This window comes from Streptomyces sp. NPDC046881 (genome assembly GCF_040645015.1).
Taxonomy (GTDB): domain Bacteria; phylum Actinomycetota; class Actinomycetes; order Streptomycetales; family Streptomycetaceae; genus Streptomyces.
In genome coordinates this window covers 17,399-42,361 of the sequence record NZ_JBEYXJ010000077.1, presented here as the reverse complement: position 1 = coordinate 42,361, position 24,963 = coordinate 17,399, and the positions used below count along the sequence as shown (strand labels likewise).

Here is a 24,963-nt window from a genome sequence, read left to right as displayed (position 1 = left end):
GCGCCGCCCGGTACCGCACGGTCGAGACCGTACGGACGGGCGGCGCCGGGAAGCCGGAGGCAGCGCTCGCTCAGAAGTCCTCGTCCAGGTCGACCGTGCCTTCCACGGCGACCTGGTACGCCGACGGACGGCGCTCGAAGAAGTTCGTCAGCTCCTGGACACCCTGGAGCTCCATGAAGGAGAAGGGGTTCTCGGAGCCGTAGACGGGCGCGAAGCCGAGGCGGGTGAGGCGCTGGTCGGCGACGCACTCCAGGTACTGGCGCATGGAGTCGGTGTTCATGCCCGGCAGGCCGTCGCCGCACAGGTCACGCGCGAACTGCAGCTCCGCTTCGACGGCTTCGCGGAGCATGTCGGTGACCTGCTGCTGGAGCTGGTCGTCGAAGAGCTCCGGCTCCTCCTTGCGGACGGTGTCGACGACGTCGAAGGCGAAGCTCATGTGCATGGTCTCGTCGCGGAAGACCCAGTTGGTGCCGGTGGCGAGGCCGTGCAGGAGGCCGCGGCTGCGGAACCAGTAGACGTAGGCGAAGGCGCCGTAGAAGAAGAGACCCTCGATGCAGGCGGCGAAGCAGATGAGGTTGAGCAGGAAGCGGCGGCGGTCGGCCTTCGTCTCCAGGCGGTCGATCTTCTCGACCTCGTTGATCCACTTGAAGCAGAACTCGGCCTTCTCGCGGATGGAGGGGATGTTCTCCACGGCGTCGAAGGCGGCGGCGCGGTCGTCCGGGTCGGGCAGGTAGGTGTCCAGCAGGGTCAGGTAGAACTGGACGTGGACGGCCTCCTCGAACAGCTGCCTGGAAAGGTACAGGCGGGCCTCGGGGGAGTTGATGTGCTTGTAGAGGGTCAGCACCAGGTTGTTGGCGACGATCGAGTCGCCGGTGGCGAAGAACGCGACGAGACGGCCGATCAGGTGCTGCTCTTCGGGCGTGAGCTTGGCGAGGTCGGCGACGTCGGAGTGGAGGTCGACCTCTTCGACGGTCCAGGTGTTCTTGATGGCGTCCCGGTAGCGCTCGTAGAAGTCGGGGTAGCGCATGGGACGGAGAGTCAACTCGAAGCCGGGGTCGAGCAGGTTGGTGTTTCGGCTGGTCATTACTGGCAGGCCTCGCAGGACTCGGGGTTTTCCAGGGAGCAGGCGATCGCGTCGGGCTCGGCGACCTGCTGCACGGGGATGGGCTTGGCGGCCTGCGCCTGGCCCTGGGCGGCGCGGGCGATGCGCGTGGCGGGGCGCGAGCGCAGGTAGTACGTCGTCTTCAGCCCGGACTTCCAGGCGTAGGCGTACATGGAGGAGAGCTTGCCGATCGTCGGCGTCTCCAGGAACAGGTTCAGGGACTGGGCCTGGTCCAGGAACGGGGTCCGCGCGGCGGCCATGTCGATCAGTCCGCGCTGGGGGATCTCCCAGGCCGTGCGGTACAGCTCCCGGACCTCCTCGGGGATCCAGCGGAAGTCCTGGACGGAGCCGTTGGAGTCGCGCAGGGCCTCGCGGGTGCGGGCGTCCCAGACACCGAGGTCCTTCAGGTCCTGGACCAGGTAGGAGTTGACCTGGAGGAACTCGCCGGAGAGGGTCTCGCGCTTGAACAGGTTGGAGACCTGCGGCTCGATGCACTCGTACACGCCCGCGATGGACGCGATGGTGGCCGTCGGCGCGATCGCCAGCAGCAGCGAGTTGCGCATGCCGGTCTCCGCGATGCGCGCGCGCAGGGCGTCCCAGCGCTCCGGCCAGGTCAGGTCGACGTCGTAGTGGTCGGGGTGGAGGACCCCGCGGGCGGCGCGGGTCTGCTCCCAGGCGGGCAGGGGGCCGTTGCGTTCGGCGAGGTCGGCGGAGGCCTCGTAGGCGGCGAGCATGATCCGCTCGGCGATCCGTGTGGACAGGGCCTTGGCGGCGGGGGAGTCGAAGGGCAGGCGCAGCTTGAAGAAGACGTCCTGCAGGCCCATCGCGCCCAGGCCGACCGGGCGCCACTTGGCGTTGGAGCGGCCCGCCTGCTCGGTGGGGTAGAAGTTGATGTCCACGACGCGGTCGAGGAAGGTGACGGCCGTGCGGACGGTCTCGTCCAGGCGCTCCCAGTCGATGTCCCCGTCCTGGACGAAGGCGCCGAGGTTGACGGAGCCGAGGTTGCACACGGCCGTCTCGCCGTCGTCGGTGACCTCCAGGATCTCCGTGCACAGGTTGGAGGAGTGGATGACGTTGCCGGGCAGGGCGGTCTGGTTCGCGGTGCGGTTGGCGGCGTCCTTGAAGGTCATCCAGCCGTTGCCGGTCTGCGCCAGGGTGCGCATCATCCGGCCGTACAGCTCCCGTGCGGGCAGCGTCTTCCTGGCCAGTTCGGCGGCCTCGGCCTTGCGGTAGGCGGCGTCGAACTCCTCGCCCCACAGGTCGACCAGCTCGGGGACGTCGGCGGGGGAGAACAGCGACCACTGCTCGTCGGCGTTGACCCGGCGCATGAACTCGTCCGGGATCCAGTGCGCGAGGTTGAGGTTGTGGGTGCGGCGGGCGTCCTCGCCGGTGTTGTCGCGCAGCTCCAGGAACTCCTCGATGTCGGAGTGCCAGGTCTCCAGGTAGACCGCGGCGGCGCCCTTGCGCCGGCCGCCCTGGTTCACCGCGGCGACGGAGGCGTCCAGGGTCTTCAGGAACGGCACGATGCCGTTGGAGTGCCCGTTCGTGCCCCGGATCAGCGAACCCCGCGAGCGGATGCGCGAGTAGGACAGGCCGATGCCACCGGCGTGCTTCGACAGCCGGGCCACCTGGTGGTAGCGGTCGTAGATGGAGTCCAGCTCGTCCAGCGGCGAGTCCAGCAGGTAGCAGGACGACATCTGCGGGTGGCGCGTACCGGAGTTGAACAGGGTGGGGGAGGACGGCAGGTAGTCCAGGCGGCTCATCAGGCCGTACAGCGCCGCGACTTCGTCCACCGAGCGGGTCGTGTCGTCCTCGGCGAGGCCGCTCGCCACGCGCAGCATGAAGTGCTGGGGCGTCTCGACGACCTTGCGGGTGATCGGGTGGCGCAGCAGGTAGCGGCTGTGGAGGGTGCGCAGGCCGAAGTAGCCGAAGCGGTCGTCGGCGGAGGCGTCGACCAGCGCGTCGAGCCGCTCGGCGTGCAGACGCGCGAACTCGGCGGTGCGGTCGGCGACCAGGCCCTCGCGGTGGCCGACCGCGATGGACTCGGTGAAGGACGTGACGCCCTGCGAGGCGGCCTCGGCCCGGATGGTGAGCGTCAGCAGCCGGGCGGCCAGCTTCGAGTACGCGGGGTCCTCGGAGATCAGGCCGGCGGCCGCCTCCGTGGCCAGCTCACGCAGCTCCGCCTCGTCGGCCCGCGCGGACCGGCCGCGCAGCGCGGCGGCGGCGATCCGGCCCGGGTCGGCGTCGGGCAGGTCGGCGGTCAGCTCGGTCAGGGTCCGCAGCAGTGCGGTACCGGGACCGTCGGTCTCCAGCTCGCTGACTGAAGCCGGGTCGGCTGGCGCGATGGTCACGTGGGGCTCTCCCTCGCTCGGCACGGGGGCCCGGCGGAGGGCAGGGGGCAGCCACGAGCGCGCACGGCGTCGCGTCCACCGGCCCACTCCACGAGGCCCGGACGTTTCAGAACCCACCCGGACCGGACGTCCGGGTGTGCTGCCGACAGGTCCTCGGACTCAACAGGCGTGCGGGAACACGCAGGTACACCGTTGCGGGACAGTTCCGGACTCGCACCGGATTCCCCTGCGGCGACAGCGATCACGAGCATACATCTAGTGCCGGGTTCCCGTGGCACCCCCAGATGTTGTGCCGGTCCGGTGTCGGAGGCCGTTTGCCGGGTTGCGGGGCGGACGGTGCGTGTTTCCATGGAAGTAGGTGCCCGCGGGGTCCTCCGTGCCGAGAGCCGGTCTCGGAAGGAGAACGCACCATGACGAGGATCGTCCGTCACCCGCCGGGCAAACAGCGCCCCCGCAACGCGCCGATGGCGACGCTGTACCCCCGGCGGGTGTGGCGCCGGGTCAGGGGTTCCTTCCTGGCCTACTGGCACTATCTGACCATCAGGCTGGAGGCCCGGCACGACACCACCCGTCCCCGGAAGTGGCGTAGATGGGCCTCGTACACCAACACCCTCCGGGTCGTCTGGGCCGGTGCCGCGCTCGCCGTCCTCGCGTGGGTCGCGGAGGGCGTGTACATCCTGGTCTCGCACCACACGACGGAGTTCGAGAAGTGGCGGAAGGCGAACCAGGACAACCAGGGCGGATTCGACGTCATCCTCCGCTTCGTCGGTCCGGTCCTCACCGCCTCGATCGCCGCCGCCCTCTTCCTGTTCTTCTGGTACTGGTGGACGAAGCGGCGCTACCTCGTGAAGGCGCGCAGGCATCCCCGCAAGCTGGTGCCCACCGCCGGACCCGACATCGCCGAGATCGTGGGCCGCGAGGAGATCGCCCGGGTCATCGCCCAGCGGCTGCGGCAGCGTGAGACCCGCAGGCCGTACCTGCTCGTCGGGGGCGTCGGCACGGGCAAGACGGCCGTCCTGGTACGGCTCACCGAACTGCTCGCCCGGCAGCACGCCGTGCCCGTGCCGATCCGGCTGAGGGACGCCACCGGGCCCGATCTGAACTTCGAGGCCATGGCCAGGCAGCGGTTCGCCGAGGAAGCGCCCCGGGGCATCCTCGCGCGCACCAAGAACGACCGGGTCTGGCAGCAACTGCTCGCCGACGACAAGGTGGTGGTCCTCGCCGACGGCCTGGAGGAGGCGGTTCTCGACGAACGGTTCCAGGAGGACAGGGACAACATCATCCGCCGGGCCATCGAGCGTGCCCACGAGGACAGGCTGCCGCTCGTCATCGCGTCCCGCCCGCACAGTCCGCTGGAACGCACCTCCGCCGCGATCGTGGAGCTGGAACCGCTGAGCGAGGAGGAGGCGCTGTACTTCGTCGAGGCCCGGGTCCCGGAGACGGACGAGCGCCGCGTGGACTGGATCGTGGAGACCGCGGAGGTCACGGAATCACCCATCTACCTGCAGATCGCCCGGGAACTGCACCATCACGGCGACCTGGAGCGTGACCGTCCGCGCGACGACAAGGACCGGCTGGACACGCGCAGCTGGGACCGCAGCACCCTGCGGCTGTGGCTGCTGGAGACATGGGACCGCTCCGTGCGGGAGGGCCGGCTGCGCGGGGACGTGGAACTGAACCCGCAGGAACGCAGCGACACCCTGGAGGTGGTCTCCGCGCTCGCCTGCACAGGACTGCTCCAGGACAAGCTGGAGGTCGGCTTCGCCGAGCTGCTGGACGACGACGTCCACCCCGGCCCGGCGCGGCGGACGCGGACCCGGGCGGAGCACCTGTGGACCGCGGAGCACGCGTGGACCGGGGGACGCCGCTCCGACCGGTACGGCAAGGGCAGGAACGCCTTCTCGGAGTGGCACCGGGAGCGGATCTGGAACACGCTCTGCGACCACCTGAGCCAGAAGCAGCAAGAGCGTCTCACCCAGGGCGACATGGGCCAGTGCCAGGCCGCGCTCGCCCACTTCGCGGCCGACGCGAAGAAGCTCCAGCTGGTGGAGAGCTTCGAGAAGAGGGTCCGTTTCCCGCACAGCATCATCCAGGCCTACCTCGGCTTCCGCCTGCTGCGGCACCTCGACGAGCGCGACGCCGGCGAGCTGATCGAGCAGGCGCTGCGGCCGCCGGGCCCCAGCCGCGAGCTGCTCATCGCCGCGGTGCTGCTCTCCCGTCACCGGGCGGCGAGACTGTCGGCCAGGGGAGGCAGTGTCACGGCCGAGTGGCACAAGACCCGGGCCGAGCTGCTGCGGCGTGCCCCCGTGTACGGCCATCCCCTGGCCGAGCGGCTCTTCTTGGCCGCGAACCGCCGCACGGACGACTCCAAGGCCCTCGACCTGTACGCGGCGGCCCTGGAGGTCGACAGCGTGGAACGCCGGCCGCGGCTGCTGTGCGACATCGTCGAGCGGGTGCACGTCCGCTGGCCCGAGATCAAGGGCGACCGCCGCACCGTCGAGGACGCCAAGCTCGGACTGCTCAAGCAACTCGGTACGGCACTGCGCGCGGCCTCGGAGAAGACCGACACCATGCAGCTCTACGACCACCTCTTCCAGATAGGCAAGGCGGAACCCTCCCACGCGGTACGCCTGGCGGTGGCCCAGGAGTTCGGCAGCGGCGGGAACGACGCGTTCGCCGTGATCCGGGACAAGATCGGCCTGGACACCGATCCCGTCCGGGAGTACAAGAAGACGGTCAACAAGCTGAGAGCCCGCAAGAAGAACCGGTACCAGAACTGGACCCTGCGGATGCGCAAGGCGTTGTCCGCCCGTGCGTCCTCGCGCCAAGCGTCGTCCGCGGAGGTCGACCGGCTCCAGGAGGAGCGCAAGGAGATCAAGCAGGAGTACCGCGCGGCCCGTATCGAGCTGTCCAGGGAGTTCATGATGCGGGCCTGGATGATCCCCATGCTCCTGGGCTCCGTCGACGACGCCCACCGTGACGAGGCCCGCGACCGCCTCACCAAGTGGCTGCGCCATCTCGACCCGAAGCACACCCGCGGCACCCCCGACCTGCCCCTCCCCCTGGAGGCCGCGCTGGCGCAGGGCTTCAAGTTCGCGGCCAACCGGCGCAAACGCCACCCTCACTCGTACCCGGGCAGCCGAGCCGATCTGATCCGCCAGGCGGAGACCGTGCTGCAGCAGTCACGCTGCTGGTACACCCAGCTGACGCTGCTTCAGGCACTGTGCCTGTGGGAACTGCCGGACAGCTGCGGACGCCGGGAAAGCGACACGGACGGCGCGGTGCGGCGGGAGGACGACACCGACGGCTCCGGCGAGCCGTCCCGGGCGGTCGGCGGGTGCAACGCGGTGCAGACGGTGCAGCGCTGGCTGTCGATGGCGGGCACGGTGAACACCGCACCCGGCTGGTCGGGCGCGAACGGTGACGCGCACCGGCGGACCCTGCACCCGTTCGTCGCCGAGGCGGGCGACCTGGTGGCCATGGCACTGGAGACCGGGCAGCCCGAACGGTTCCTCTGGATCGACGAGAAGACCGTCACCGACAACATCGGCTCGCGCACGGCGAACAACCGCGGCTACCGCAAGCACAACCTGTGGATCCCGCCCTCCGCCGGCTGGAGCACCCTCGACGGGCGCGCCCAGCGCCTCGTCGCCGACGTGCTGATCATGCTCAACCTGATCGAGCGGGACGGGTACCCGGACGAGGTCGAGGAGCGCATGGTCCGCGCCGAACGGCCCGGCATGCCGCTCCCGCCGTGCATCTGCACGAACCGCGAGCCGCTACGGCCCGGACTGCGGCCCGGCAGCTCCGACCCGCCCCCGCCGGGCAGCGCCTGTCTGCCCGACTGCAAGTTCCAGCTCTGCCCGTACCCGCCCCGGGGCGGTGTCCCCCGGGGCGAGATCCGCGAGCCGTTCTGCCGCCAGCAGCAGGTCCTGCTGCCCGGCCCCATCCGCCGCAAGCTCCCCAGGACCGTGCACAGGAAGACCCCCTCGTGGGTCAGCATGCGCGTCCGTGAGCTGGACGGCTTCTGGGACGCGATGGCCGGGCGCACCCGGGACTAGTGACCTGAGTCAGAGATTCTTCGTCAGATCGGCGGCCGTCAGCCGGAGGCCGTGCGGCCGCCAGGTTAGGCCCGGCCTGCTGGAATCCGGTCTTCGGCACTTCGGGCAGCTCGCGAGAACTACCCAAAAATCTCCGACTCAGGTCACTAGGACGCCCGGCCGAGGCGTGGCCTCCCTAGTGCACGCTGTCCGCGGTGGCCGGCGGCAGTTCCACCTGCACCCCGGGGTCGCCGGCGTCGGCCGTGTAGTCCTCCGGCCTGGTCTCGTCGAGGCCGTCGGGGGCCTTCACGGCCCGCAGGACCACGGTCAGGACCACGGTCACCACCACGTTCAGGACGAACGCCGTCAGGCCGATGTAGCCGATCTCGCCGATGCCCGGGATCTCCTTGGCGTTGCCGCCGAAGTGCTTCTGGGTCGGCGAGGCGATGCCGTACGCGGCGGCGGTGCCGTAGATCATGCCGGCCGCCCAGCCGGCGAGCAGTGCCCAGCGGTGGAACCAGCGGGTGAACAGGCCGCCGACCAGGGCCGGGAAGGTCTGCAGGATCCAGATGCCGCCCAGTAGCTGGAAGTTGATCGCGACGGTCTTGTCCATGGTGAGGACGAAGACCAGCGCGCCGACCTTGACCAGCAGCGAGACCAGCTTGGAGACCTTGGTCTCCTGCTCGGCCGTGGCGTCGGGCTTGATGAAGTCCTTGTAGATGTTGCGGGTGAAGAGGTTGGCCGCCGCGATGGACATGATCGCCGCCGGGACCAGGGCGCCGATGCCGATCGCCGCGAAGGCCACGCCGGCGAACCAGTCCGGGAACATGTCCTCGAACAGCTGCGGGATGGCCAGCTGGCCGTTGGTGACCTTCACCCCGGCCGCGATCGCCATGAAGCCCAGCAGGGCCAGCAGGCCCAGCATCAGCGTGTACAGGGGCATCACCGTCGTACTGCGCCGGATGACGTTGCGGTCGGCGCTGGAGAGGGTCGCCGTCACCGAGTGCGGATACATGAACATGGCCATGGCGGAGCCGAGGGCGAGGGTCGCGTACGTCCACTGGGCGTCGGGACCGCCGACCAGCGCGCCCCGGGGCCGGCCCGTCGCCGGGTCGATGTGCGCGAAGGCCTCGGCGGCCCTGGTGAAGACCTCGTCGAAGCCGCCCAGCCTGATCGGGATGTAGATGATCGCCACGGTGATCACCACGTAGATCAGGGTGTCCTTGACGAACGCGATCATCGCGGGGGCGCGCAGGCCGGACGAGTACGTGTACGCGGCCAGCACACCGAAGGCGATCAGCAGCGGCAGGTCCTTCACCCACCAGTGGGTGTGCTCCCCGCCGCCGACGCCCATCACGTCCAGCACCGCCTGGATCCCGACGAGTTGGAGCGCGATGTACGGCATGGTCGCCAGGATGCCGGTGAACGCCACCGCCAGCGACAGGCCCTTCGAGCCGAACCGGCCGCGCACGAAGTCGGCCGTGGTGACGTACCCGTGCCGGTGGCAGACGGACCACAGCCGGGGCAGGAAGGTGAAGATCAGCGGGTACACCAGGATCGTGTACGGCACCGCAAAGAAGCCGGCCGCGCCCGCCGCGTAGATCGCCGCCGGTACGGCGACGAAGGTGTACGCCGTGTAGACGTCACCGCCGACCAGGAACCAGGTGATCCAGATGCCGAACGACCGGCCGCCCAGGCCCCACTCGTCCAGGCTGTGCCCGTCGCCGGCCCTGCGCCAGCGGGCGGCCAGGAAGCCCATGACCGTGACGGCCAGGAAGAAGAGCGTGAAGACCGCGAGTGCGGTGCCGTTGACGTCACCGGTCATGTCGCCGCGCCTCTCGCCGTGTCGGGCACGGGCGTGGCGGCCCGGCTGTGCACCAGGTCGTCCAGCTCGGTGTCCAGCGGGGTGGCGCCCCCGGCGGGCCGGGCGGCGGCCTGCGGATCGCTGCCGCGGACGGCGACGGCGATCCCCGCCAGGGCCATGGGCAGAGCGACGAACACCGCGGCGGTGCGGATGCCTCCGGGTGCCGAGAGGACCAGCGCGATCAGGGGCGGCCCGAAAGCCCCGCCGGACTTGCCCACGGCCGCGGCCCAGCCGCCGGCGGTCCCGCGGATGGCCAGCGGGTAGATCTCGGCGGTGTAGGGGCCGAGGAGCGCGATCACCCCGGCGGTACCGGCGAACAGCAGCATCACGGCGGTCAGCAGGAAGGGCCGGCTGCCGCCCGTGCCGACGACGGCCAGCCCGAGGAGGGCGGCGACGGTGAGGGCCGCGTAGCCGACCATGGTGCCCCTGGCCGACCAGCGCATGTAGAGCCAGGCGGCCAGCGCGCAGGTGGGGATCGACAGCAGGGACGAGATGAACAGCAGGGTGGCGGCGGACATGCCGTGCCCGCCGGAGGATTCCAGCTGGCTCGGCAGGAAGGTGATGAACCCCCAGTAGACGAGGCCCCAGGCCAGCGCGTAGGCGCTGACGACCAGGGTCTTGGCGGTCTGCGGACGCTTGAACAGGGCGGAGGCCGGGACGGGCCGGGGCCGGTGCTGCCGGGAACTGAAGGCGGCCGATTCCGGGATCCACCGGTTCAGCGCGATCAGGACCACGACCAGGGGCAGCTGGGCGAACCACAGCACGCGCCAGCCGGCCAGCGGGATGAGGACCGCGGCCAGCCCGGAGGCCGCCATGTAGCCCCCGGTGGTGGTGAGGCCGGCCTGGAGCACCATGATCGCCGCGCGTCGGCCGGGCGGCAGGCTCTCGGTCATCAGGGCGTAGACGACGGGCAGCATGCCGCCGGCCGCCATGCCCATCAGGGCGCACATGACGAGGTTGCCGCTGAAGTCCGGCATGGCACCGCAGACCGTCGTGCCGAGGAAGAGCAGGGAGGAGATGAGGATGGTGGCCCTGCGGCCGATCCGGTCCGCCGCCCGTCCCCACACCAGTGAGCCGAGCACCGTGCCGGTCAGCGCGACCGTGGGCAGCCACGAGATCTCGGCGGCACTCAGGTGGAACTCGGCCCGCATGCCGGGGGAGATGAAGGCCAGGGTGGCCGGTTTCATCTGGTCCACCAGCAGTGCGAAGCTAAGGATGGCGATGAGGCGGTACCGGCTCGCCGGGGTCGTCGCCGCCGGAGCGGGAGCGACGGCGGGACCCTTCCCGGGCTGCTGCACCACCGCGGCACCGGACAGCACCACGCCCGCGACGATGGCGGCCATGGCGGCCCACATCACCGGCGACATGTCCATCATGGACATGTCGAAATCCATGGACGCGGCGTCGGCGAACATCCACAGGTGCTCGAGGACACCGGCACCCGTCAAGGCGACACCGGACCAGAACAGCAACGGCCTGGGTATCAAGGAAGCTGGTCGGGCGGTCAAGGTCAACTCCTGGTCGGCATGCGAGTGGGGGAGCCCGGGGGCACGGGGGCACCGCCCCCGCGGGCCGGGGGATGCTCCGGGAGGCCGAGTACGCCGGGCCAGCGCGGGTCGTCCGGGGCGACGACGAGATGGCGGGCGTACCAGCTGTCGAAGAACGACAGGACGAACATCGGCAGCAGGGTCCAGATGGCGACCTGTTCCAGCGCCGTGCGGCCGGTGAGGGCGGCGATGATGACCACCACGAACACGTTGGGGTAGGTCATGGCGGTGTAGTCGTCGAGCGTCTGCACGTGGCGGCGGCGCTTGAGGAGCGCGGCGACGAGCCGCAGAGCGACGGCGATGCCCACCGCGGTGGGGGCGTAGCGGGGGAAGCCGTCCAGATCCAGCTTGAGACAGACCAGCACGATGAACGCGGTCAGCAGCAGGACCGCCACATAACCGTTGCGCTCACCGTACTTGGCGGTGCGGACGGGCGAGCGCTCCCGCAGCCGCCGCACCAGCAGGTAGGCCGCCGCGACAACGCCGGTGGAGGTGGCGGCGCTGATGGCCACGGCCGGGGCCACGTCCTCCCGCAGGGTCAGCGCCAGCACGGTGGAGAAGGAGACGGTGGCGGCCAGCGACGAGAGCAGCACCTGCGCGAACGTCGGCATGATCATGCCGCCGAGGCAGCGGCTGACGGTCATCGCCACCACCGAGCCGGGGGTGGCGAGGAAGACCGCCGCCATCGCCGCCGTGCTGTCAGCGCCGACGGCCCACCAGCGGAGCAGGGCTGCGAACGCGACCGGCAGGACGAGGTAGCGCACGGCGACGGATCTCAGGGTGCCCGGGTCGGTGACGAAGGCGCGGGCGTTCTCCAGCTCGATGCGGCACATGGTGATGACGCTCGCCAGCACGAGCAGCATCAGCAGCACGTAGGGGGAGGCGGACAGACGCAGTCCGGCCAGGTTGGCCAGGAGCCCGACCGCCAGACCGGCGCAGAAGACCACGGGATGGTTGACGACGATCCAGTCGTAGACCATGTTCATGGTCTTGTTCTCGTTCTTGACGTAGCCCTGGATCCTGTCGCCGCGCAGCATCTGCGAGTTGGGCAGCCGCAGGTCGTACGACTCGTCGGCCGGCCGGTCCAGGATGAAGCGGCAGATCAGCTCGACCACGTACTTGTGCGAGACCACGCAGACGACCTCCCCGCGCCGCAGCGCGGGCAGCAGTTCCTGCTCGTAGAAGGCGTGGACGCGCTCCCTGAACCGTGCGAACGTCTCGCCGCCGCGCATGGTGGGGCTGTCGGCGTTCATGGCCCGCTCGTACTCGGCGATGCCGTGCCGGCGCTGCAGGATGGACTTGCTCTCCAGGGTGTAGCTGCCGAAGTCGCGCTCCATCAGCCGCTCGTCGACCACCACCTCCGGCGCGTCGGGGTGCCCGTCCGCCAGGCCGAAGATGATGTCGGCCGTCTCGTGGGCGCGCGTCAGCGGGGAGACGTAGACGCGGTCGAAGCGCCGGCCGCGGTGGCCCTTGGCGACCTTCTCGGCCTGGATGCGGCCGAGGAAGGTCAGGGGAGCGTCGCGCTGTCCGGCGATGCGGTGGACGGAGTTGCAGGTCGATTCGCCGTGCCGGACCATGAACAGCCGGCTCAGCGGCTCCAGCAGGTCCTCGCCGGTCATCACGCGCCCTTCTTCGGGGCGTACTTGACCTGCTCGGCGTAACCGGAGTCCCAGCCCGCCAGCTTGGTGATGTCGCACAGGCTGTGCACCGCGTGCTTCTCCACCAGCGTGGCCAGCAGGGACACGGTCCGCCGGGCTTGCTGGGCGGTCAGGTCGAACTCCCGGGCCAGGGCGGCGCCGAAGTCCGTCAGGTCGTCGTCCAGGATGCCGCGGTACTTCCGGCGTTCGGTACGGTCCTGGGCCTGGAGGTAGTTGACCGCGTTGGGGTAGGCGGTCCGGCGGGCGTAGCTCAGCAGGCGCTCGCGCAACCGGGCGGCCTGCGGTTCCTCCACCGGCAGGTCGGCGGCGATCCAGTCGCTGCTGCGGATCAGGCAGTGGTGGACGCCGTCGGGGATGTCCATCTGCTCCTCGTCGCTCGCGGACCCGAGGCGGCGCAGCACCTCCATCGCCGTGTCGAAGCACTGGTTGCGCAGGGTGCCGATGCTGAACACGAACGCGCCCAGGCGGCCCCGGCGCGTGGTCTCGTCGCCCTGGCGCATCGGGCCGACCCCGAACAGGCCCGGCACGATCGTGCCGTCGGCGGCGATGAGCTGGCCGTGCGGGCCGACCTCGATGCCGCGGTGGGTCCGGGTCTGCGGCTGGGCGTAGCCGTGCCCGTGGACCAGGCCGTGCCACAGGGGGTGGCCGGAGTGCTCGTAGTCGGTGTTGTTGCCCAGGCAGTTGACGACCCGGTCGACGACGACGTCCGGCTGGTCGGCGAAGACCACCCGGATCCTGGTGCCGTCCTCGACGGGACGCATCTCCTGGATGCGGGCGGACAGGACGTCGACCCTCTTCGGGGCGCCGTGGAAACCGCGCATCCGGCTGCGCACGACACCGCCGATCTCCCGCACCGTGCTCGTACGGTGGGTGACGATCAGGCTCTTGTACCGGTCGAGCAGCATCCGCACGTCGCGCGCGTCCATGCGGGAGACCAGCTCGACGACGTAAGGCTCCCAGGCCTTCATCACGCGCTCCGGGAAGACGGCGTCGAGTGCGCTGCCCGGCTCCACCCCGTGCTCCTCGCGCAGGTGGGCGTACTCGGCCCTGATCCCCTCCACGACCACCTCGGGGGTGAGTCGCTCGGCGTCGAGGAAGGGGGGACGGCGGGCCTGCCAGATGTCGTGCTCGTGGTCGACGGGGTAGGTGCCGTGCAGGTGGCCGCCGCGCGAGCAGATCAGGATCCGGCCCTTGTGACCGGCGTCCACGAGGGAGATCACCGCGTCGAAGGCCGACAGCGCGGAGCCCGTGACGAGGACGGTCTCCTCGGGACCGACCGCCCGGAACCGCTCCTGGGCGCCGGGGGCGTAGGGGTCGGCGATGAACCGGTCGGAGTCCTTGACGCGGTGGTAGAAGGGGGCCTGCACCGGCGAGAGGTGTCCGGTCGCCAGGATCACCTGGTCGGAGGCCAACTCGTGCACCCCGCCCTGCGGTCCGGCGTCGGCGTACGTGACGACGTAGCCGCCGTCCCGCCCCCGCACGTCGAAGACCTCGCCGGTCAGTTCCCGCAGCGTCACGTCCGCGTGCGCGTCGGCGACCGCGCCGTGCAGCCGCTCGGCCAGATACTGCCGGAAGATGCGCCGCGGCACGACGCACGCCAGGCCGAAGGTGTGGTACTGCCACTTCCGCGGCCAGTCGGAGCGGTCCGCCTCCTCGTTCGCCCACTCCAGGAAGTCCTCCGGGCGCTCGCGGCGCAGCGTGATGCGGCCGGCCTGAATGTTGAGCATGTGCTCCCAGTTGGTGGAGGCCCGGCCGAAGGCGATGCCTCCGTAGCGGTAGCCCTCCTCCCGCTCGATCAGGCATATCTCCAGCGGCTGGTCCGCGAAGTGGAGCAGCCGGATGGCGGTGAGGGTGCCGGAGAAGCCGGCGCCGACGACGGTCACCCGCCGGACCCCGTCGTGCGGGGTGCCGGCGGTGCCGTGCCGTACGGCGGTGCCGGGCACGGCGGTGTCTTGCATGGCCATGTCATTCGGGGACTTGGCGGGTGCGTGCGTTTCCACGTTCATGTCTCCTTGGGTGACGAGGAAAGGGGGCGGGGGTTCAGCGCCATTCCTGGGTGAAGCGGACCGTGATCGCGTCCCGGACGGAGTTGTGCACGATGCAACCGCGTTCGGCCTTCAGCAGCGGCTTGGCGATCACCTGCCGGAGGGAGGCGGGCGCGGACACGGTCACGTCGATGTCCGAGAAGCGGGTCGGCGCGCCGACGAGGGTTCCGGTGACGCGGATGCCGACCTCGGAGGCGTCGGCCTGCGGGTCCTCGGCCCGCAGGGCCGCCAGGAAGGTGCTGGTGTAGCAGCCGCCGAGAGCGAGGAGCAGCAGTTCGCCGCCCATGGGACCGGCGTCGGTGCCGCCCTTGTCCTCGGGGCGGTCGATGGTGATCGTGTGCTCACGGGTCCGGCCCGCGACGACGCTGGCGCCGACGGGGCGCAGGGACACGGCGATTTCTGGCATGGCGATGCACGAACTCCTGTCCTGGAAGGGTGTGCCGGGCGCTCCGGAGCGGTGAGTTCCGGCCACGGCGGCCGGCGAGAACGGCACTCAGCATCGGGATGGAATACGAGCTTCCGGCGAGATCGTGGATGATCCTGGACGCGCTCCGTGGCGAACGACGGGCAGTGGGTTGCCGCTTGACAGCCGGGACCCCCCGTCGTCTAACTTGAAACGACTGTTCCAAGTTGATCGTGGCCCAGGTGTCCCATGGGGGAGGATGTTCGTGCCGCAGGTACTGGATCCGGGGAAAGCCCGCACGATGGACGAGTTCATCGCGGAACTGCGGCTGCTGAAGGCGTGGGCGGGCAACCCCTCGATCACCGAGATCACCCGGCGGATCCACCACGACTGGCAGCGCGCGGGCCGACCGCGCAGCGAGTGGCCCGCCCGCTCGACCATCGGCAACTGCTTCCAACTGGGCCGCCGCCGCCCCAACCCCGATCTGCTGCTGGCCGTCGTACGGGTCCTCGCCGACGGTGACGAGGCGGCCGTCGCCCTGTGGCGGCAGGCGCTGCGCACGGTCCTCGGCGAGGCCGAGGCGGCGGCTCGCGTCAGCGCCTACGACCGGCTGCCCGCGGCGCCGCCCCGTCTCGTCGGCCGGTCCCGGCCGGTGTCCGACGCCGAAGCCGCGTTCGCGGCCGCAGGACAGCCGGGGGTGCTGGTCCTGGAAGGCGCCCCGGGGGTCGGGAAGACCTCACTGGCCCTGCACATCGCCCATCGCCTCTCGTCCCGGAAACGCCCCGACGCGCCGGTGCTCTTCGCCAACCTGCGCGGGTTCGCGCCGAACGGCCCGGCCGCCGACCCCGCCGCGGTGCTGGAGACCTTCCTGCGCCTGCTGGGTGTGGCCGGGGACCGCATCCCGCACGGCCTCGGCGACCGGGCCTCCCTCTACCGCCGGCTCCTCGCCGGTAGCGGCGCGCTGGTCGTGCTGGACGACGCGGAGGACGGCGAGCACGTACGGGCCCTCCTGCCCGGCGACCCGACCTGCCGCACGCTGGTCACCAGCCGCCGTACCCTGCACGCCCTCCCCGGGGTCACCCGGCTCACCGTCGACCCGCTGGCGCCGGACGACGCGGTGGAGTTACTGCGGCGGACGGCGGCAACCGACGCGGCCGCCACGGACACCGCGGCCCTCCGGCGCATCGCCGACGACCTGGGGCACCTTCCGCTGGGGTTGACCGTCATCGGCCGTCACATGCGGGAGCACCCCGGGTGGACGCTCGACGACTACTACCGCGAGCCCGTGATCACCATCGCGCTGGAGGACGGTGTCCGCGGCGCGCTGGCCGCATCGGACGCCCAACTGGGCCCAGGATCACGGCGGTTGCTGCGCCTCCTCGCCCTGCACCCGCTGCACCGCACGGACGTCGCCGGCGCGGCGGCGCTCACGGGGGAAGGCGAACGGGCCGTGCGGGACCACCTCCGGGCGCTGTCCGCGGCGCATCTCGTCGTGGAGACGGAACCCGGGTGGTTCCACACGCACGCCTTGGTCCGCGCCTATGCGGAGGAACGTGTCTGCATCGACGTGCCGGGGACGTCCATCCGGCAGGCCCTCGGCCGGGTGTTGTCGCACTGCTGGGCCACCCAGGTCCGCGACCCGGCGCACGCGCCCGGTGAACTCCCCGTTCTCCGGCGGCTCAACCGCGCCGAGGCCTGGGCGGACGCCCTGCCGGCGCGCGAGACCGGCGCGGCCCGGGTCCTCGCGGCCTGAGCGGGCCCGTCGGCGGTGTGGTTGCGTTAGCGCAGTTCCGGGCCCCCGTCCAGGCAGGTGAGCCGGATGGCGCACCGAGGAAATGATTCGGCGGGTGAACCGGGAGGCAGACGGCGGACCGGGACACCGCTGTGCGTGACCATGGGCACCGTTTCCTCCCCCCTTCCGAAGGAGTTCGCCGTGCGTGTCCGCCGTCTGCTGACCAGTGTCCTCGGTTCCCTCACTCTCGCGTTCGGCCTGCTCGGCGCCGGCACCGTCACGGCGACCCCGGCGGCCGCCGACCCGTGCGGCTTCTACGAGACCAGCTCCGACGCCTACTACAACCACTGCACCTCCGACGGCTCCCACGTCGTCATCAAGGTCGAGGTGGCCTGGGCGCCGGACTACGAGCGCTGCGTGGCCCCTGGCCGCAGCTGGCTGGGCTCCGCCGACAAGATCGACGGCGCGTACTACACGGGCCGTACCTGCTGACCGGCGGCGCGCGCCAGGGTGCGCCACGGTCGGCGGGGAAGCAGCCGACCAGCCGTGAATCCAGGCTGTGTGCGGGGTTGTCGCCGAGCAGCACCAGGCACCCGGGCGGGACCAGTCCCGTCGGCGAGTCGGGCAGGCCGGGGACCCGCTCCTGCGGCACCGGGTCCCCGGGGACCACCACCCTCTTGATCAGCCACTCACGGCCGGCGACGGCGTCGGGACCGGCGGTGCGCTCCAGCGGCCGCCGGCCGCGGGCCGTTCCACGACGACCACCCGGCCGGGCGTGGGCGGCCGGTCCCGGCGTACGGGCACCCGGTCCCCGTCCCGGTAGGCCGGCCGCATGCTCTCCCCGTGCACGGACACCGCGACCACCCGGCGGCCGAGGCACACCGGGACGGCCACCCCCAGGGTGAGGGCGAGCGCCGCCAGACCGCAGATCAGGGCCGGGCCGTCGGCCCCCGCGGCGAGGAGGACGAGGGCACCGGCCCACGCCGTGCCCGCCCCCGCCCGGACGCCGGTGCGGACCCTGCGGCCGACGCCCGGGCCGGGCCCGCGGCTCGGCCGGGACCCCTGCCGGCAGCGCCGCGAGGACACGCGGGGGCAGGGTGGCGCGGGCCTCGCCGGCGGGCGTGCCCGTGGTCGGCAGCCTCGGCTACCTCGCCCACCGCACCGGCGAACACGCCCTCGCCCTCGCGCACTACGGCCAGGCCCTGACCCTGCGCCGGGGACTCGGCGACGCCTTCGAGGAAGCGGACACCCTGGCGAAACCGGGGGACGTCCACGACTGCCTGGACCGGTCCGGCCGGGCCCCGCGGCATGGGAACAGGCCCGCTCGCTCTGCCTCGCCCAGCGGCGCCTCGGGCCGGCCGCCCAGGTCGAACGGAAGCTGGCGGGCGGCGGTGAAGCGGACGACCGAGCCCCCCCCGCCCGGGCCGTGAATTCCCGTTGCCTCCCGGCGGCCGGTGGCCTACGGTCCCGATCATGCTGCCGCCGGTGGAAACGGACGAAGAGTGGGACACGGTCGTCCCCGACGAGACGGTGATGCGCCCGGGAGTGGAGGACCTGTGCGCACGCCTCGGGCTCGCCGGCGCACCGCTGACCCGCTTCCCGGACGGCTCCCAGCCGGTCTACGCGGTGGGCGACGAGCACGTCCTCAAGCTGTTCCCCGGCGCCGCCGCCGGTGACGGCGTGACCGAGGGCCGCGTCCTCACCCACCTCCAGGGGCGGCTGCCCGTACCGACACCGCGGGTGCGCGACTTCGGGCCGTACGAGAACGGGTGGCGGTACGTCCTGATGTCCCGGCTCCCCGGCGAGAACCTGGCCCACGCCTGGGACGCCGTGCCGCGCGGCCACCGCGAACGGCTCGTCACCGAGATCGGGGAGACCCTGGCGGTGCTGCACTCCCTCGACGCGGGTCCCCTCGGGGACGTCGTCGGCCCGGGGGAGTGGGGCGCGTTCCTGGACCGCCGGGCCGCCGGCGCCGTGGCACAGCAGCGGGCCCGCGGACTGCCGGCCGCCTGGCTGGAGCAGATCCCGGACTGCCTCGCCTCGGTCCCGCTGTCGCGCGCTCCCCATCCCTCCCTGCTGCACACCGAGGTCATGCGGCAGCACTTCCTGGTCGACCCCGACGGGTGGCGGCTGACCGGATTCTTCGACTTCGAACCCGCCATGATCGGCGACCGCGCCTACGACTTCGTCGGCGTCGGACTCTTCGTCACCCGCGGCGATCCGCGCCTGCTGGCCCGTCTCGGCAAGGCCTACGGCCACACCTTCGACCCGTCCGCACTGCTCGCGTACACCCTGCTCCACGTGTACAGCGACCTCCCCTGGTACCTGCGGGAACTGGGCGCACCGAGCGACGGGAGACTGCCGTCGCTGGCGGAGGCGTGGTTCGGCACGGCGTGACGGACGTCCGCCGCACCGGCTGCGGACCGGCGGCGCGGCTTTTCACCCGCGCGGCGCCCCCGTGCGCAGACCGTCCATGACCAGGTCGAGGAGCCGGACGGCGCGGGGCCGCCAGTCGTCGTGCGGGTCGAGCTGCCACAGGCCCGCTATGGCGAGGAAGAAGTCGTCGGCGGTGACTCCGGGCCGTATGGTGCCGGCCTCCTCGTTGGCGCGGAGCAGGCGTTCCGCCGCCCGGGCCACCGGCGTGGGGGAGGGCTTCGCGGGGCCGCCGGGCGCGCCGGTGACCTGCCGGATCGCGTCGGCCAGTCCCGCCTTGGTCATGGCGAACTCGGAGAGCCGGTCCATCCAGGCGCGCAGGGCCTCGTCGGGCGCCCGCGTGGCGAGCAGGCGGTCCGCGCTGTCGGCGACCTGCTGCATCTCGTGGCGGTAGATCTCCAGGACGAGCGACTCGCGGTTGGGGAAGTTGCGGTAGAAGGTGCCCTGCCCGACCCCGGCCTTCTTGGCGATCGCGCTGAGCGGGGTGTCCGCGCAGCGCGACAGCTCGGTGACGGCCACTTCCAGGATGCGCTCGCGGTTGCGCTGTGCGTCGGAGCGCCGGGGTGAGTCCATCTGCTGCGGCACTCGTCCTCCTCGGGGGGCGTGGCCGAACCTCGCCCTTGCTAAGCGGACAGCTGTCCGTTAAGTTTCCAGGTAGCGGACAGCTGTCCGGTCACGTCCACCATAGCGGCGGACGCGCCCCTTCGGCAGTCGCCAGCTGCACTGCTCGGCCCCGGCACCCCGCACCTTCGCTTCGCCCCCCGCGCCCACCGGCCCGCACGACACACCGTCCGTGCCGCCCGCCGGCCCCCGTCTGTCCTGGAAATGCGAAAGAAGCAGCTCATGGCCTCATCGACGTCCAGTGTCATCACATTGAAGATCAACGGCGAGAAACACACACTGCCCGTCGATCACCGCACCACCCTGCTCGACGCCCTGCGCGAGCGTCTCGATCTGACCGGCACCAAGAAGGGCTGTGACCAGGGTCAGTGCGGGGCCTGTACGGTCCTGCTCGACGGGCGCCGGTCCGTCGCCTGCCTCCAGCTGGCCGTGGCCGCCGAGGGCCGGGAGATCACGACCATCGAGGGCGTGGCCGACGGCGAGCGGCTGCACCCCGTCCAGCAGGCCTTCCTCGACCTGGACGGGTTCCAGTGCGGCTACTGCACCCCGGGCCAGATCTGCTCGGCGATCGGCGTCATCGAGGAGCACGCGGCGGGCTGGCCGAGCGCCGTCACCGAGGACGTCCGCCCCGAAGCGGGGCCGCCGGCCCTCACCGCCGACGAGATACGGGAGCGGATGAGCGGCAACCTGTGCCGCTGCGGCGCGTACGTCTCGATCGTGGAGGCGGTGGCCCGCGCGGCGGAAGACCGGCGGGACGCGGAACGCGTGCACGCCGTCCCGGACGCCGAGGAGGCTGTGGCATGAGGGAGTTCGACTACCAGCGGGCGCACGACGTCGCCGGCGCCGTGGCCCTGCTCGGCGCCGACCCGGAGACCCGCTTCCTCGGCGGCGGCACCAACCTCGTCGACCTCATGAAGACCGGTGTCGAGCGCCCCGCACGGCTCGTCGACATCCGTGAACTCCCGCTGGACGACATCGAGTCGACGCCCGAGGGCGGTCTGCGCATCGGCGCCACCGTCACCAACGGCGACCTGGCCGCGCACCCCGAGGTCCGGCGCCGCTACCCGGCACTCGCCCAGGCGGTGCTGGCCGGCGCGTCGGGGCAGCTGCGCAACATGGCCACGGTCGGCGGGAACCTGTTGCAGCGCACCCGCTGCGGCTACTTCACCGACGTCACCCAGCCCTGCAACAAGCGGGTACCCGGCAGCGGTTGCCCCGCCGTCCGGGGCGAGCACCACAACCACGCGATCCTGGGCGCGTCCGACCACTGCGTGGCCGTCCACCCCTCGGACATGGCCGTGGCCCTCACCGCGTTCGACGCCGTGCTCCACTTCGAAACGGCGGACGGCCCCGGCGAGTTGCCGCTCGCCGACTTCTACCTGCCCGTCGGGGACACCCCGCACCGGGAGACCGCCCTGCCGCCCGGCGCGCTGATCACCGGCGTCACGCTGCCGCCCGCCCCGGTCGCCGCCCACTCCCGCTACCGCAAGGTGCGCGAGCGCGCCTCCTACGCCTTCGCCATCGGCTCCCTCGCCGCCGCGCTCGACATCCGGGACGGCGTCGTCCAGGACGCCCGCCTGGCCTTCGGGGCCGTCGCCTCCCGCCCGTGGCGCGCCTCCGCGGCCGAGCGGATCCTGATCGGCGCGGCCGCCGGCACCGAGACCTACGCCGCCGCGGCGGACGCCGAACTGGCGGCGGCACGGCCGCTCCCGCACAACGGCTACAAGGTGGACCTCATGCGCAACCTCGTGGTGGCCGTCCTGTCCCAACTCGCCGAGGAGGCCGCACGATGACCGCCCTCACCACCGGAACCGCCGCCCACGCACCCGCCGTCGGCACCGGCCGCACCCGCATCGAGGGCCGGGACAAGGTCACCGGCGCGGCCCGCTACGCGGCGGAGGTGCCCTTCGACGGCCTCGCCCACGGCTGGCTGGTGCTCTCCACGGTCGCCCGCGGCCGTATCCTCGCCCTCGACACCGACCCCGTCCTCGCCATGCCGGGCGTCCTCGCCGTCCTGGACCACCGCAACGCGCCCCGCCTCAACACCGACTACACCGGCCTGATGGGCACCCGGCCCGACCCGACCTGCGCCGTCTTCCAGCACGACCGGGTGCCGCACCTGGGCTGGCCGGTGGCGCTGGTCGTCGCGGAGACCTCCGAGCAGGCCAGGGAGGCCGCCGAGGCGCTCGTCGTGCAGTACGAACAGGAGCCGCACGACATCGAGCTCAGGGCGGAGCACCCCGACGCCTACCCGGTGGACGGCCATATGCCGGCGGTGACCGGGAAGGGCGACCTCGACGCCCGGCTGGCCGCCTCGGCCGTCGTCGTGGACGCCGAGTACACCACCCCCGAAGAGCACCACAACCCGATGGAACCCCACGCGGCGACCGCCCGCTGGGAGGACGGACGACTGGAGGTGATCGACTCCAACCAGGGCGTCACCTGGGTCGTCGGCGAACTCGCCAACCTCTTCTCGCTCGACCCGGCCTCCGTGCGCGTGCGCTCCGAACACGTCGGCGGCGGCTTCGGCAGCAAGGGCGTCCGCCCCCACCAGGTGGCCGCCGTCATGGCCGCGACCGCGCTGCAGCGGCCCGTGCGGGTCGTCCTGACCCGGCGCCAGATGTTCTCGCTGGCCGGCTACCGCAGCCCCACCACCCAGCGGGTCCGGCTCGGCGCCGACGCCGACGGACGCCTGCGGGCCCTGGAGCACCGCTCCGTCAGCCTCACCTCCACGGTGCACGAGTTCGTCGAACCGAGCGCCGGGGTGGCGCGGGTGATGTACGACGCCGACGCCCACCACACCGCCAACCGCGTCGTCCGGCTCGACGTGCCGACCCCCACGTGGATGCGCGCCCCCGGCGAGGCACCCGGCTCGTTCGCGCTGGAGGCGGCGCTCGACGAACTCGCCGAGAAGTGCGGCATCGACCCGATCGAGCTGCGCCTGCGCAACGAACCCGAACGGGGCCCGGTGTCCGGCCTGCCGTTCGCCGGCCGGAACCTGGCCGCCTGCTTCCGGGAGGGCGCCCGCAGGTTCGGCTGGGCGGACCGGGACCGGCGCCCCGGGCAGCGCCGGGACGGCCGCTGGCTGCTCGGCACCGGCACCGCGGCGGCCTCCTTCCCGTCGGGCGCCGCGCCCTCGACGGCGACCGCGACCGCGCACCCGGACGGCACCTTCACCGTCCGGATCTCCGCGGCCGACATCGGCACCGGGGCCCGTACCGCGCTCTCCCTCGTCGCGGCGGACGCGCTCCAGGTACCCCCGGAGCGGGTCCGGGTCCGCATCGGCGACAGCGACTTCGGCCCGGCGATGATCGCCGGCGGTTCCATGGGCACCCGCTCCTGGTCCTGGGCCGTCCAGGCGGCGGCCGGTGAACTGCGCGAACGGCTGGCCCTGGGCGCCGACATCCCGTCGGAGGGCATCACCGTCCGGTCGGACACCACCCAGGCCATCGGTTCCCTCACCCCGGCCGAACGGCACTCCTTCGGGGCGCAGTTCGCCGAGGTCGCCGTGGACGTCACCACCGGCGAGGTGCGGGTGCGGCGCATGCTGGGCATCTTCGCGGCCGGCCGGATCGTCAACCCGCTCACCGCACGCAACCAGTTCCTGGGCGGCATGATCTGGGGCATCTCGATGGCCCTGCACGAGGAGGCCGTGCGCGACCGCGCCTCCGGCGGCCCGGTCGGCGCCGACCTCGCGGGCTACCACGTGGCCACCCACGCCGACGTCCCGCGCATCGAGGCCGACTGGATCGACGACCCGGATCCCGACGACCCGGTGGGGATCAAGGGCATCGGCGAGATCGGCATCGTCGGCGCGGCGGCGGCCGTCGCCAACGCGGTCTGGCACGCGACCGGCGTACGCCACCGCAGCCTGCCCATCCGGCCGGACCGCGTCCTGTCGGCCGCCGCGGGGGCGCCGGATGCTTGACCTCGCCGGTGAACTGCACCGATGGATCGCGCAGGGGCGGGAGTTCGCCGTCGCCACCGTGGTGACCGTGGGCGGCAGCGCACCGCGCGGCCCCGGCGCCGCCCTCGCCGTCGACAGCGAGGGCACCGCCATCGGCTCGGTCTCCGGCGGCTGCGTCGAGGGCGCGGTGTACGACCTGTGCCAGGAGGCGCTCCGCACCGGACAGACCATGCTGGAACGATTCGGCTACAGCGACGAGGACGCCTTCGCCGTGGGACTGACCTGCGGCGGGACGATCGACGTGCTGATCACGCCGGTGGGCGCGCAGGCGCCCGCCCGGACGGCCCTCGGACCGGCGCTGTCGGCCGCTGCCCGGGGCGAGCCGGCAGCCCTCGCCCGGGTCGCCCGCGGCCCTGCCGAACTCCTCGGAGGTGCCCTGCTGGTCCGGTCCGACGGCACGTCGGAGGGTGGTCTGGGCGGCCACCCGGAGCTGGACCGGGTGGCGGCGGCTGAGGCCCGGGCCCTGCTGGAGGCGGGCCGTACCGGCACGGTGGACCTCTCCGCGAGCGAAGCGAGATGGGGGTCCCCCCGGACGGAGTCTGGGGGAGGGTCGCACTGCCCCGGCGGTCTGACGCTGCTGGTGGAGTCGAACGTGCCGCCCCCGCGCATGATCGTCTTCGGCGCCGTCGACTTCGCGTCGGCGCTGGCCCGGGCCGGCAAGTTCCTCGGCTACCACGTGACCGTCTGCGACGCCCGCCCCGTCTTCGCCACCCGGGACCGCTTCCCGGACGCCGACGAGGTCGTCGTGGACTGGCCGCACCGCTACCTGCGGCGCACCGCGACCGACGCCCGCACGGTCCTGTGCGTGCTCACCCACGACGCCAAGTTCGACGTGCCCCTGCTGAAGGAGGCCCTGCGGATGCCGGCCGCGTTCATCGGTGCGATGGGTTCACGCCGCACCCACGAGGACCGCAACCGCCGGCTGCGGGCGGAGGGCGTCACCGAACGCGAGCTGTCCCGGCTGCGCTCGCCCATCGGCCTCGACCTGGGCGCCCGCACCCCGGAGGAGACCGCCCTGTCGATCGTCGCGGAGATCGTCGCCGCCCGGCGGGGCGGGACGGGCGTCCCCCTCACCGGTACGACCACACCGATCCACCACGAGGACCGGGAGCACGGCAGGCCGGCGGTCGCCTGAGAGAGCGTCCCCGGCATGGGCCGGGGGACGGCGACGCCGCCGCCCGCGCGCACACCACCACCCGC

The 24,963-nt window shown here is 72.1% G+C and carries 19 protein-coding genes and 1 riboswitch; of the genes, 9 read left to right on the top strand and 10 right to left on the bottom strand.

Features of this window, described 5'->3' with window-relative positions; genetic code table 11:
* Window positions 1-70: 70 nt before the first annotated feature.
* Both ABZ923_RS29125 and ABZ923_RS29120 read right to left on the bottom strand, forming a co-directional pair.
* Entirely contained in the window at window positions 71-1,084 is a 1,014-nt protein-coding gene (locus ABZ923_RS29125) for a ribonucleotide-diphosphate reductase subunit beta (protein ID WP_361477148.1), read from the bottom strand.
* The gene (locus tag ABZ923_RS29120) at window positions 1,084-3,453 is read right to left on the bottom strand and encodes a ribonucleoside-diphosphate reductase subunit alpha (protein WP_361477145.1); all 2,370 of its coding nucleotides are present in this window, start codon (window positions 3,451-3,453) and stop codon (window positions 1,084-1,086) included. Before ABZ923_RS29120 ends, ABZ923_RS29125 begins: the two co-directional genes overlap by 1 nt.
* Before the next feature lie 126 nt (window positions 3,454-3,579).
* Window positions 3,580-3,714, bottom strand: a riboswitch (cobalamin riboswitch).
* A gap of 149 nt (window positions 3,715-3,863) precedes the next feature.
* On the opposite strand from ABZ923_RS29120, the gene ABZ923_RS29115 reads away from it, so the two are divergent.
* Window positions 3,864-7,514, top strand: coding sequence for an ATP-binding protein (locus ABZ923_RS29115; RefSeq protein ID WP_361477142.1), 3,651 nt, complete (start codon window positions 3,864-3,866; stop codon window positions 7,512-7,514).
* Window positions 7,515-7,689: 175 nt separating this feature from the next.
* On the opposite strand, the gene mctP is transcribed toward ABZ923_RS29115, so the two are convergent.
* From mctP to ABZ923_RS29090, 5 genes are read right to left on the bottom strand one after another with little or no spacing between them, the layout of a single operon-like run.
* On the bottom strand, window positions 7,690-9,318 hold the full coding sequence (gene mctP / locus ABZ923_RS29110) for a monocarboxylate uptake permease MctP (protein ID WP_361477139.1): 1,629 nt from the start codon (window positions 9,316-9,318) through the stop codon (window positions 7,690-7,692).
* The gene (locus ABZ923_RS29105; RefSeq protein WP_361477136.1) at window positions 9,315-10,865 is read right to left on the bottom strand and encodes an MFS transporter; all 1,551 of its coding nucleotides are present in this window, start codon (window positions 10,863-10,865) and stop codon (window positions 9,315-9,317) included. Before ABZ923_RS29105 ends, mctP begins: the two co-directional genes overlap by 4 nt.
* A gap of 2 nt (window positions 10,866-10,867) precedes the next feature.
* On the bottom strand, window positions 10,868-12,523 hold the full coding sequence (locus ABZ923_RS29100; protein WP_361477134.1) for a histidine phosphatase family protein: 1,656 nt from the start codon (window positions 12,521-12,523) through the stop codon (window positions 10,868-10,870).
* Entirely contained in the window at window positions 12,523-14,562 is a 2,040-nt protein-coding gene (locus ABZ923_RS29095) for an FAD/NAD(P)-binding protein (protein WP_361477131.1), read from the bottom strand. Before ABZ923_RS29095 ends, ABZ923_RS29100 begins: the two co-directional genes overlap by 1 nt.
* 40 nt (window positions 14,563-14,602) lie before the next feature.
* Window positions 14,603-15,013: an OsmC family protein gene (locus tag ABZ923_RS29090; RefSeq protein ID WP_361477128.1), complete on the bottom strand. Its 411-nt coding sequence runs from the start codon at window positions 15,011-15,013 to the stop codon at window positions 14,603-14,605.
* Between the two features lie 262 nt (window positions 15,014-15,275).
* On the opposite strand from ABZ923_RS29090, the gene ABZ923_RS29085 reads away from it, so the two are divergent.
* Both ABZ923_RS29085 and ABZ923_RS29080 read left to right on the top strand, forming a co-directional pair.
* The gene (locus ABZ923_RS29085; RefSeq protein WP_361477125.1) at window positions 15,276-16,763 is read left to right on the top strand and encodes an NB-ARC domain-containing protein; all 1,488 of its coding nucleotides are present in this window, start codon (window positions 15,276-15,278) and stop codon (window positions 16,761-16,763) included.
* Window positions 16,764-16,943: 180 nt separating this feature from the next.
* Window positions 16,944-17,234 carry a DUF6355 family natural product biosynthesis protein gene (locus tag ABZ923_RS29080; protein WP_361477122.1) on the top strand — a complete coding sequence of 97 codons (291 nt, stop codon included), beginning with the start codon at window positions 16,944-16,946 and terminating at the stop codon, window positions 17,232-17,234.
* Here the strand turns inward: ABZ923_RS29080 and ABZ923_RS29075 are convergent.
* Window positions 17,119-17,394 carry a S26 family signal peptidase gene (locus ABZ923_RS29075; protein WP_361477119.1) on the bottom strand — a complete coding sequence of 92 codons (276 nt, stop codon included), beginning with the start codon at window positions 17,392-17,394 and terminating at the stop codon, window positions 17,119-17,121. The genes ABZ923_RS29080 and ABZ923_RS29075 overlap by 116 nt on opposite strands.
* Window positions 17,395-17,423: 29 nt before the next feature.
* On the bottom strand, window positions 17,424-17,828 hold the full coding sequence (locus ABZ923_RS29070; RefSeq protein WP_361477116.1) for a S24 family peptidase: 405 nt from the start codon (window positions 17,826-17,828) through the stop codon (window positions 17,424-17,426).
* An 11-nt stretch (window positions 17,829-17,839) separates the two neighbouring features.
* Between ABZ923_RS29070 and ABZ923_RS29065 the strand changes: the two genes are divergently transcribed.
* The gene (locus ABZ923_RS29065) at window positions 17,840-18,172 is read left to right on the top strand and encodes a tetratricopeptide repeat protein (RefSeq protein WP_361477113.1); all 333 of its coding nucleotides are present in this window, start codon (window positions 17,840-17,842) and stop codon (window positions 18,170-18,172) included.
* Between the two features lie 43 nt (window positions 18,173-18,215).
* Window positions 18,216-19,139: an aminoglycoside phosphotransferase family protein gene (locus ABZ923_RS29060; protein WP_361477111.1), complete on the top strand. Its 924-nt coding sequence runs from the start codon at window positions 18,216-18,218 to the stop codon at window positions 19,137-19,139.
* A 42-nt stretch (window positions 19,140-19,181) separates the two neighbouring features.
* Here the strand turns inward: ABZ923_RS29060 and ABZ923_RS29055 are convergent, their stop codons facing one another.
* Entirely contained in the window at window positions 19,182-19,760 is a 579-nt protein-coding gene (locus ABZ923_RS29055; protein ID WP_361477108.1) for a TetR/AcrR family transcriptional regulator, read from the bottom strand.
* Window positions 19,761-20,018: 258 nt separating this feature from the next.
* Between ABZ923_RS29055 and ABZ923_RS29050 the strand changes: the two genes are divergently transcribed.
* Genes ABZ923_RS29050 through ABZ923_RS29035 form a run of 4 tightly spaced genes read left to right on the top strand, consistent with a single transcriptional unit; the run spans window position 20,019 to window position 24,898 of the window.
* On the top strand, window positions 20,019-20,600 hold the full coding sequence (locus tag ABZ923_RS29050; protein WP_361477105.1) for a 2Fe-2S iron-sulfur cluster-binding protein: 582 nt from the start codon (window positions 20,019-20,021) through the stop codon (window positions 20,598-20,600).
* Window positions 20,597-21,589 (top strand): xanthine dehydrogenase family protein subunit M, encoded by a 993-nt coding sequence (locus ABZ923_RS29045; RefSeq protein WP_361477102.1) that lies wholly within the window; start codon window positions 20,597-20,599, stop codon window positions 21,587-21,589. Before ABZ923_RS29050 ends, ABZ923_RS29045 begins: the two co-directional genes overlap by 4 nt.
* On the top strand, window positions 21,586-23,724 hold the full coding sequence (locus ABZ923_RS29040) for a xanthine dehydrogenase family protein molybdopterin-binding subunit (RefSeq protein ID WP_361477099.1): 2,139 nt from the start codon (window positions 21,586-21,588) through the stop codon (window positions 23,722-23,724). Before ABZ923_RS29045 ends, ABZ923_RS29040 begins: the two co-directional genes overlap by 4 nt.
* The gene (locus ABZ923_RS29035) at window positions 23,717-24,898 is read left to right on the top strand and encodes an XdhC/CoxI family protein (protein WP_361477096.1); all 1,182 of its coding nucleotides are present in this window, start codon (window positions 23,717-23,719) and stop codon (window positions 24,896-24,898) included. Before ABZ923_RS29040 ends, ABZ923_RS29035 begins: the two co-directional genes overlap by 8 nt.
* Window positions 24,899-24,963 lie beyond the last annotated feature (65 nt).